This is a genomic window from Fibrobacter sp. UWH5 (assembly GCF_900142505.1).
In the GTDB taxonomy this organism is placed as follows: Bacteria; Fibrobacterota; Fibrobacteria; order Fibrobacterales; family Fibrobacteraceae; genus Fibrobacter.
In genome coordinates this window covers 543,608-555,752 of the sequence record NZ_FRBB01000001.1, presented here as the reverse complement: position 1 = coordinate 555,752, position 12,145 = coordinate 543,608, and the positions used below count along the sequence as shown (strand labels likewise).

General features: G+C 40.3%; 1 protein-coding gene. It reads right to left on the bottom strand.

Going from position 1 to position 12,145, the window contains the following annotated elements:
• Positions 1 to 7 precede the first annotated feature (7 nt).
• Positions 8 to 12,139, bottom strand: a complete 12,132-nt coding sequence (locus BUB38_RS02350) for a hypothetical protein (protein ID WP_073156445.1) — start codon at positions 12,137 to 12,139, stop codon at positions 8 to 10.
• Positions 12,140 to 12,145 lie beyond the last annotated feature (6 nt).

Here is a 12,145-nt window from a genome sequence, read left to right as displayed (position 1 = left end):
GAGCACATCATTCGATCTTTACCTTGTTTAAAATATTTCCATTGCGGCCCAAGACTAGATAATTATTAGGTGCAAAAGTAACATTTTTAATGGATACATAATGTTCGCCATCATTCCATGCACCTTTAAATAGTGTCTGTAACGGAATTCCCGACGCATCTACGACCTGCAGAGTATAGTAAGCAGACTCGTTTACTGCAACTAGAACCTGGTCACCATCAATAGTAATAGAGCCATTTGTCGCAACAGCTTTGCGGTTATTCTTTGGCATTACCGTCGATGACAGTGGAATAGCCCCCCACAACAAACTTCCCGAAAGGTCCAGCACAACTATCGAATCCGCCTGCGACATCTCATGAGTCAAACCATAATGGGATGGATCATCCGCAACATTCCAATTTTGCTCGTCGGAATGATGCAACGCAAACTTCACACCGTTCCCAAAATCGGATTTTTCACCAGAATTCAAGATAACATTTTCATATCGGAACGATACGTAGTACAATCCATTGCCAACCTCCACATATTCTGGAGCCTGAGCAAACATATTGGAATGCACATCGAACTGAGGCTTTTCACCACTATCACGGAAGTAATACCGAACTTCGAATCCGTCCAGTTTAACGGCACCAGTATTTTCCACAAGCATCGCTATAGTACTTCTTGCGGATGTATTCCAGCTTTCTTCCATAGCAAGAGCGCGAACACTCGGAATTAATATTTCCGCAGGAGACCCTTGTTCATAGCAAGACCAATTACTAAGCAGATTACCATTTTCATCCAACAAAGCGATACGGTCTGTAACATGGAAGGAACTTCCTATTGCACTAGAATCAAAACTCGGGTCATCATTGTAATTCCAAGAAGGATTGGAATTATACTTGTCATTTCTATGCAAGCCTATTTGCGGACCATAACCCCAATTAGCATAGGCACCTCCCATCAAGGATTCAGTCAGCGCAAATTCAGCAAAGAACACATCGCCTCCATCAGACCCTATGCTAACCTCAGCTTGCGGATTGAAACTTTGCGCAGAGACATCTAGCCCTTCACCAGAATAATAATAGCGCAAGCGTATACCAGATATCGTTGAATCCGTAAGATTTTTCAAACGGAAATCACTCTTCATCCAAGCCTTGTCACCAAATGCAGGATATAGCATTTCCACTTGAACTTTAGCCTCTGGAGCAAGCCAGGTACTATCGTTCCATGTCATATTGGCAGAGGTAATATTCGTCCGTGCAGGAACTAAGGCGAAAGCCGCTATATTCGTCATATTCTTCGGTTTTACGGTTATGGAATGTTCTCCAGACGTGAGACTCATAACCAATCCTTCCAAGCTTTGCGTTTCCCATATTCCGTTAGACGAAAGCGTGTAAGAGCCGACATAACTGCTATCCACAAACACATCCAGAATAGATTCCATGTTCGCATACCCTCGAGAGAGTACGTACATATTGTATAAATCGGAAGGCACATCCACATGCCAGGAGACGGAAGCATCAGAAGAGATATTCTTTTGTCGCAAATACGCCATGCCAGCCAAATCACAGGATTGATCCACAACCATTTCAGAGCGATCATCCAAATCCACTGCATGCACATAAACAAATTCCACGTTCTCATCCGGCACTATTCCGCTATATATGGAGTAAACCTGTTCTGCACTCAGGGCATCCTTGTAGAACCTCAAAGAACTCAGATTTCCAGACATAGCAATCATTTCGCCATTATTACCAACAATAGGACTACCATAGGAAACCCATGCGAATTCCACACCCAAATTTTTCTGGTCTACAAGTTTTCCGTTCTTGTACAAAGACAGAGTCTTCCAGTCAGCCACCAGCACATAATGAGATTCAACCTTTGCCGTGAGTGAATCCTTGTCAAAAGATACTGAGCGACCCATATAGTCAAAGGAAACAAAGCCATTCCTCACACAAATCGTCCAAGGATTTGGTCCATTCCACGATATGAGAGAATACTCCATATCACCACGATACCTGCCAGGACGATACGTAAATTCAACACTCATGGGAACTGTATCCACTCCCGACCAATTGGATTTGGAAGATGCCATATCCGCTGTTTTCCACATATAGACTGAATTTCCGCTCTTCCATGGGTTATCCATGGAAATATCCAAATCAATACCAGAACCCATAATCTCTTTCGCCATATTTCCAGCCCCCTCATTCAAAGGGTACCACAACACCATAGTTGTTGGATACGGATAAATAGGTTCGGAAGAAATTTTCTTTTTAACATAGTTGTGTCCATAATCCTCCGATACAACTTCAAACCAAGCAACGCAGCCTACACATTCCATAGTTTTTTCCTTCGTTATCAAGAAGGATTCGGTAAAATAATCCGACGCAAATACGGTCCTACTCTCAAGAATGTCGCCACCGTAATATAGCGATATGGTCGTTTTTTCAACACCGCTACCAACATCCTCCAGCAGAGCACCCAAGGTCACCTGCTTATTGCAACCGTCATCGGAAATTGTCGTCGTCATTTCAGTTATCTTCGGAAGCGAAGTATCGGCCAATACACGAGGACCAGCAACCTGAATATTTTTGCCATTTGTTCCATACAAGGCAAGGCGTGAGCTCATGGTATCGCCAACAGCACCAACATCATTCATTCGAGCCGGCCATACGATGTTACCTTTTGTAACCCCCTGAATTTCACCCGCAATGCTACCATTATCCATAAGTTGAAGCAAGTAGTTGCTTTCTCCAATACAGGGATAGGGATAATCCAAATAACCATTTACCAACCCCATCCAAACAATCGAATTCATCGACAAAGAATCTTCACAGGCAAATTCCGGAATGACCTCCACACTGTCACGTACATGTACCTGCGCTGCAACCGCAGTGTCCATTACCATAAAGGTAGAGAACGAGGGCGTTTTTCCAGATATGTGAATTCTATTCCAACCCGAAGGAGCTGTACCACAACTAACACCACTCGAATCACCGCAAGTTTTCAAGAAAGTTTCACCATCAAAGAACGCTATTTCCTGAACCTCAAGCGGGACAATAGTCTTTAGTGCCGTATCCGGTTTGTAAATTCTCGCTTCAAGTGGATTCTTGCCTCCTAGAGATTCTTCGGATATATCAACGGATACACGAGGCCACTTCGCACTATCATCTTCATCAAACTTATGGGAAGGAAGAACTTCAACAACTACACCTATAGGTTCTAACCCTTCAAAAATCCTATACTGGAAATCCGACAGAGATGCAGTTCTTACAGTCACATCCGTAGGACCATCATAGGCGTTGGCCGGGAACTGGACCGATACGTTCGCATACATGGATTGAACAAGTGTAGCACTATCCGGATTCACCAATTGCCCAATATGCACATTCAATTGTTTGAAATAAATATCCCCATTGGAATTGTCACTGCCATAAGTGAGGAAGAAACTTGTATTTCCTTGCAATCTATTAACATCGACAGTATCAATAACCGGATAAGGTTCCGACAACGGAATTGCCGTCTGATATCCCTTCTTCAACGGAACGATACGACCATCATACAAATAGGAAAGATTCCATGGAAGATTTGCGCCAGGGACTCTCCCACGCAACGTCACTATTTCCTCCACACGACTATCCGGAACAAGGGTATCGCGACTTACTTTAAGTATATTATTCTGAACAGATACATCAAAATATGGATGCTTCGGGAAAACATTCGTTGAATCGGCCTTGGCCTTACGGCTGTAAATAACGGGATTAGAGAGAGTTGCCTTCTGCACCCAAGCATCACCTAATATTTCGCTCAATGGATTTTGTTTAAGCAACCGTTCATTAGAAATATCATCAAAACCATCCGGTTTTAAATTGTTATATGTAAACGGAACAGTGTCCAATGAGCGTATATAGGATATAGTTTCAGCGACATCTATGCCCGGATTATACACATAGCTACCATCATCTGCCAAATTCCAGGACATTGAATTTGAGAATTTCAGCAACGGAACAGGATGTATACTACCATTCCATGAAGACGATTTCTCCGTTTGCTCAAATTCACTCCTCGGAATCTTCCAACCAACGCTTTCATTATATTTGGTAGAATCAGCCCTTACAATATGCGTCCCTGAGTCAGCCGAATTTGAGGGATTCCATCTGCTGAACAAATAATCCTGAGACTCCAGTGATGTCAGCATATTCTTCACTATTCCACCCACCGTAAATTTATTTTTCCAATCATCGTCAGTCCAGTCACCTACACTATAGTGTATACGTGAAGCCCCGACATAAGCTTTGTAACATCTCAAATCTTGGTCATTAACATCCCTTATTGTAGATTCCTCACACAAGCCGTTCACACCGTCACCAGACCAATCCTTAGAATCTGAATACGGGAATGGAACTTGAACTCCAGACAACTCCGCAGCCTTTTCCGCAGAAACATAAGGAGCGACCATGACTACGAAACCATCACGATTCATTGAAAAGTCACTCACGCCATCAAATGTCTGTTCATTATCATTAAACGAATAGAAAGACTTCATTTTAACGGACCCATCAGTTCCATAACCAGCTACATTTGCCAGGAACATCACATCGTTATCAGTTTCCCCAAAAAACTTCATGGAATAATTAGAAACTCCATCTGTCAAGCCTATCGTTGAATTATTCGCCTCATCTGAGAAAGTCAACGGATTGTCATTAAAACAGGCATCTTTTTGAAGCATGAACCTTTGTGTTTCAAAAGCTGTAACAAGGCCATATTTTGAGTTACGCATCCACTCTTTACCATTATGGAAATTATCCATAGTCGTACACTTATCAAAGAAATTTCCTTCCTTGTACAAGGTCTTGTTGGTATGATCAAAGCGAGTATATTTATTGGCAAGGTTATTATACCCAAAACCAGGATTCCAATAACTAGAATCTACCTTAAATACAATTTTCGCAGACACATTTGTACTACTCCCATCATTACTACACTTAGCAACGACGTAATCACAATCGTAACTCGTATTACAATATCCTTTATATACCTTTATTTTAAAAGGATGCACTAGCAAAGCACGATCTTTTACTGGATAGACCGAAACATTCAACATTTCTCTATTTGGATCATAATCCTTTGCTAAAGAATCATCACAGACAAAATTATTATCTTCTGTTGGTTTACAGGTATTGGAACTTTTCCCCTTAGTATTTTTTAATGAAACCACACCAGAAGAATCTTTAAACGTTACTTTCCCAGACCATAGTAAAGTTTGTTTAAAATTTTCATTAAATCTATTCACGTATATTTGATTTGACTTATCTTCGTCAGAACCTGTCAAAATGTAAAAAGCCTTATCCGACGCACCCAAATTTCCAATTATTGAATCATATGCATACGCAGGAAAAATCTTCACTTCTATATTAATATCATGAAAACTCGGTCCATCAGCATCACATCCAACAATTACGTCATCATCCTTAGCTTGCCCCAAATCAAAGTCTTCCATAGTATATGAGCCATCATGTATCATCTTATCAAACACAACCTTTTGTGCTTTAATACGATATACATTTCTACGTTTACTCTGATTAAAAGCAGATGTAAGTTTATACCCATACGTTGATATCATAGTCACCACAGTCACTGGGAAACTATGCCTAGCTCTGCGAATTCCAAGACTAAAACGATTGGCTCTATATACGGAAGGTTCTTGAGTCCCCGTATAATCCCAATAATATTCCAAACTACGTTCTTCCTCAGGTAATTTTTTAGCACTTGCATCAACTGTCAACTTGTAATCCGGTTTACCAACAAAACGAAGTTCTCCATTTTCATCCAACACCGCCTCGTCCATAGAAAGAGCGGCAAATACTCCATTTGTATCAGATAAGCTATCTGGTGCAGGAAGCAATTGTCCAGCGTAAGTCAAGTCAAATGGATAAATTTTACTTGACGTATTGCCTTCGGCGTCAATTGACGAAACTTCAAAAGTGTATCTACCGGAATTTGTCGCAGCAAAGCCTCCATCAGTAACACCGTCCCATGATACGGAATAGGCATCCTTCTGCTCGCCAGCAATACAATCCTTGTCCTTCATCAAAGTTCTTACAACATTTCCAGCTTCATCCTTGACAAATACGCTTACTTTAGCATTCCTTCCGGTTATACCAAATTCATACCCAATGTCGCCCAATTTCATCATTGCTCCGACACTTGTATCCTTCGATATCACAAATTCACCCAATGTGTCTGGAGACACTCCATAATTAGATATGACCCTAGTCGCCCCAAACAACAAATTCCACTCTCGTTCGGCGTAAATGACCCTTCCATTTTCAATATTCTCCGTTGCCACTGCAGTCAATTTTACTTTAGAGGAACCAGGATAAACATTATTTTTCGTAAGACCATTCCATACAACATCCAGTTTGTAAGCATTCAAGTCCACATAAACAGTTTGCATATATCGCAAATTGCTATCCAAATCATTATAGTTGTACTTTTGAGCTCCACAATATATGTGATTCAAAATAGTAGTATCTGCAGAAGACATATCAACAATAAACGGAGCCGAAGTCTTAAATTTAAGATGAAGGTCATTTGACTGTTCAGCGAGAATCCATCCCGCCGTATAATTGTAGGACGGAATTACAAAGTAATTCAAATTCATTGATGACGAATAAGCCGTAGTATCGTTTGTATTATAATATTCCTCAACAGCTATCGAGTCACTATCAACCCATACAAAATCTGAATGATCATACTTCATCACAAGTGCGGTAGTATCATATGCGCTGCCAACCTTCACATCGCCTATATAGCGAATATTCCATTCTCCATTGTCATTATAAACATAAAGACCATCATCGCTGAAATCAGAGGGGACTCCATCAAACGGGGATACCTTCATAGTATCCACATAGGCAGATGTCGCTTCCACAAGTTTCGTGGTATCAAAAGGATCAGTAACATATATTTTCATCTGCATAGACCAGTCTTTTGATCCGTTGGCACCATTCAAATAAGCGGATATGATATGGGCAGAATCTCCAGGTACTTGCGCAGTCGGAACCTTCAAAGATATTATTGGATTATTTCCCTGAGTAGTGACATTGGAATCCAATGTCACTGGGACCGTAGAACTTATCCAAGAGCACTTACTATCAGAAGAATCCCTGCATCCACGAACAGACAACTTAATTTCGTAATTACCTCGAGGCAACGTATCCAAATTCCACACAGCCAATGTCGTTGCCAGGGAACTCACTAGTTTATTCATGGACACAATTCCATCTGAATGCCATTCCGATGAAGAACTGTCAGTATTTTTCCATTCTACTTTATATTCCGCTGTCTGAACATTTCCATTCGGAACAACAGGATCCGGAGCAATACCTTTTATTTGAACCACATTACCCGTAATAGGAGCTGTCCCCGACGAAGGATAAACAATAGTCGGATAACGATGGCCTACACTGAACGCATCACTGTTCATGCCGAAGTTTCCTGCTTCATCAAAACACCCCACCTGCGCCGCGTACTGACCATCTCCAAAAACCATCCCGGAATTTTTCATGGAATACGGAATTCTAACAATATCAGTATCAACAACAGCTACGGAGCCTATACTCGTCCATTCGCTGGAAGTACTTCCATCAGAAAGTCGCTGATAACAAGTTATTGTTGAACGATTTTCTGCAACATCAGAATGTTGAGACACATATACATTGGCAGAATCCACATCAGCTGTAGACGCATAAACAGGTTCCCCAGTCACAACCTGATTTACAGAAGGTGCAGTACGGTCAATTCTGATTTTTTTCGGCAATTCTATGACTTCCGTTTTATTGCCAGCAGCGTCAGCCATCATAACGGACACAGTATAATTGCCATCAGGCAACTGTTGCGCCAACGGCTCTATAAACTCAAACGTAGAAGTACTCTTAAAATCACAATCTCTCACGAAACTTCTAGAAATAGAATGTCCAACATCATTAAAGAATATCTGAACACGAACAGAATCATTTTGCATATTTGCGTCAACATTCTTCAAAGAGAAAGTAAGTTTCACCAACTCTGCATCATTGTATACCGGGACGCTCCCTTGCGTACGAGACCATACCGGAACCCCGAACATCGCAAAGAATGTCGTATCGGCAACACTACCGACAACAACCGAGGTCGTATCCAATTCCGGCTTTTTCTTATCAATGTAAATTTCACTACTTACGGTTGTATCATTTATATGAGCCTTGAACGATCCATCAGTATTCAGAATTTTTTTCCAGGAATTTCGCAAAGCAACAGAATCCCCAACAACAAAGCTATCTAAAACAGCAACCATATCATAACTTGGCACCGCAAAATCTACAGCTTGCACATAGATTGTAGCCTTTCCTTGAGGCAAAGAATCACCTCTGCCATTCCAATTGAAATCGTACATAGTTGAGCCTATTCCATAATTATGGAACAGGAATATCGTATCCCTACTTTCAGACACAACAAATCCACGAATAGCACGCAATGCTGATGTATCAGCGCTATTGTCAACTTCAGCCCATACGCCATCACGATCAGTCCCCGTCAAATGAGATTTGAAAAGTACAAGAGATATATTCGGAGCCTTCGTATCCACACAAACTCTAACCCGCATAGCATAATCATTTTCTTGCGAAGAATTGCGACTTTTAGTTTTCAATTTCCAAAGAAGAACATACTCACCATCTTCCAGGCTGTTTTTTGTCAAGAAATCATCACCGAGATTATTGGAAATTCTCCACTTTTGCTCCCATTCCTCCTTATCATTTCCTAGCGAATCCTTATACACACTTTTTAATGAATTCCGCGTCGGTTGTACGGTAGACTTTAAATTTGACACAACTTCTTGATAGCCACTAGCCGTAGCTTTCAACAAAGACAAAGTACCATCTGTGAAATCATAAGGATCACCAAGATTACTAGCATTAAAGAAAACCTCGTTCAAATTAGAAACAACCTGAAGATCCTTCGGGAAACCCTCTCGAAGATAAGGTAAAGTAGATTGGTAATAGAACGAGAACTGCGAATATCCATTTAAACCCAAATTATTGGTCAATGAGATTGTAACCGTATTGGGACCTTCTTGCTGAACCTTGTTAAAGGCAATTGTTTCAGCAACCGATTTACCTTCATTGAATTTTTCAACAATGTCCTTCGGACGGAAAACAAATAGTCCATTTGCATCCACTACCGGTCTATATGTAGAAGTTACAGTTTTCTGTGTACCTCCAGCTCTTGCAATTTCTATTCTCCATACTCCAGTTGTAGAACGAGTAAAATAGAACTGAACATCAGTATTGAAATCTATTTTTATTTCCTTAATTAAATCTGGACGCAAATCATCGATCTGGAAACGATATTCTTGCAATTCATCAGTAACCGTAATGGCAGGAAGATTCTTGTAAGAGATTCTCCTAACAAATTTGTCATTTCCTGCATTTTCGTAACTTAAATATTTGATAGATAACGAACGATAATCATTTAAAGTCTTAAGTCCGTTATCCTTATAAGAGTCTATTTCCTCCTCGTAAGGATAGATTTTTGAAGGTTCAAGGCTATCTTCAACCACGCCTAACCTGCCAGCAAGCACAGACTTCAATTGTACGTAATTTGAAATTTCAGGAACAGCCGGTCCACTATCCGATGTTACATAAAACATCATTGGCAACATACGCGTTCCATCAACTGAGGAATCCACCACCGATTGCAAACTTATATATGGATTTTCATAAAGCATTGAATCCATACCAGTAATACCGCCGGAATTCTTAACAAGAGAAGCCTTTAAAGCCATTACATCTGACGCTCTCAATGCACTATGTCTATCATTTAGTTTCGCGGATTCAGCCGCAATATCGGCCATAAAAGCCATATTTGTCCCCATTCGAGCCACTTGACATGCTTTTTCTAAAGCAACACCATAGGCAGGAATCAATTTAACCCCCATACATGTAACATCAAGAATTTCATCAACCAACTCCCGATTAGAAGATACGGCACCTATTTCCACAAGGCCAGACTTATAACTAGCGTAATACGAATCCATATTAGAATTTACATGTAATGGAAAACCTCTTCGCAAAATATCCGAATTTGAGAACAAAGTCACACTACCGCCATACGAACTATTTGTCGGAATATCATAAGTTCCTTGATCAAAGAAATTTATTGAATACTGAATCAATCCCTGAGCCAATTTCTTTTGGCCACTATAGGTACAATCTTCTGTGTAATCTTTTCCAACAAGATTTGTTACATTACCATAGGTCAGCGGATTCATCAAAGAAAGGCCTGAAGCACAATTATCACTAGCAAGTTTCATGCCGTCATATTTAGGAGAATAGGAAGAGGCAAAAGTTGAAACAATGTCGTCTTGAAGCGTTGGAGGAAGGAAATTTTCCATGACAGCAATAAAATCAACAAGCCATTGCGGAAGATCATCTATTTTCTCACCCAAATCTATTTTCTCAAAAAGGAAACCAAGAACTTGCTGGCTAGCCCAGCCTACTCCCGCTCCAACGCCTTTTTTCACCCATCCATTCATATTATTTTGAACAAGTTTTCTTACTTTATCCGACAGTCCATCAATTCCTTTCAAAATGCTAGAATGTTCTTCAAAATTCTGATTCTCAAATTGCCACATTTCATCAAAATTCGGTGTAGAAAGCAAATTATCAGTTATTCCCGTAAGAACTTCCGAAAGATTGTCAGAAATTTTTGATGCAATAATAGTATCAATTTTAGCACTATCAATCATTATTGTTTTGACTACATTTGTCGCCTGTTTCACAATAATATCGTTCAACGTAGACTTGTTGATATGATACTTTTTCTGGAAAAGATAATCGGTGCGCATACGGCGGCCATTTCCTACACTCGGCATGCCGTAAGAATACGTCAAACGGAACATAGGCTTATCATAAGTGGTAATCATATCATAAGAATTCAAAAGTTGTGTACGACCAATAAGAGTATCAACATCTCCCTCACCTAATTTTGCAATGGATGGTTTATATTTTTCATCCCTTTTATCAGCATCTTGCGCCAAATACCACAAAACACCATCATCGAACTCGTAATCATTGAAATACTCACTTTTCAAATCTCCATACACACCTATATTTGCAAGTCCCGACAAACCATCTACAAGGGTTTGTGTAATTTCCAACAAGTTCTTTTTCGTAACGCCATCCGCCACCATGAAAGCAACAGTCACAATCGGAACTGCAGCAGCCAATGCCGTACCCAACTCTGAATGGAAATTTGATAACTCGTCTTTACTTAAAATTGCCTGATCGGCAAACCCAGTTCCTTCATGAGGAGTATCAAAGAAAAGAATTTTATCTACATCACCCCTGTATTTGTCGCCCTGTACATATTCACGAGCAACCATACCTCCGGTTCCTTTCGAAATAATAACATAACGTGAAGGAACTAAATCTGGGCGTTCCTTTTCCAATTCAGCAAGTGTAGGAACTCGGCCTTTTTTAGACTTGAAACCTGAAATCCAATCATACAGGCGTCCATCCATATTTGCATATGAGGCATTAATTATTGTTTGAGGGGCATACAAACCAACTGAAACACTCCATGCATTCCTTTTCATTTGTGCTTTCTGTTTGATTTCAGTAGCAGTATTACTATCAAGTTTCGGAAGATTAGATTCATTCAGCATTTCCTTAAACCAATGTTCCAAGGCCTCATCCATAATAGAACCAACCTTAGCCTTGCTACTAGAATTTACATATGTAATTTGCCCCTTTGAAGCATCATACGATGCATTATAAGAATCACAATTCGTTGTATACCAAGCATCGGCATGCTTCGAAAGTTCATCAATCATTTCGGACGGACTCTGAGACGGATTGAAATACGGTCTAGAATATATTTGGGCCTTAGAATTCGCCACTTCTTCCTGAAGAAATTTCGCAACACCCGTTTTTCCCCACGTTTCGCTAGATTCGTAGTTAAAGTCAGCGCAGTATTTTTCATACAATCCATGACTCTTAGGAGCCATTCCATCCAACAGAATAAACAAAGTGCCTTGAGCACTTTCCATCGGCTTTGCAAACAGGGACACAACCAAAGATAAAAATAGGATTACGTAGTTTGGACGCATTTTTAC

What these genes read in the sequence shown, in the direction of transcription:
- BUB38_RS02350 (WP_073156445.1), bottom strand. Translation starts at nt 12,139, where the DNA reads ATGCGTCCAAACTACGTAATCCTATTTTTATCTTTGGTTGTGTCCCTG.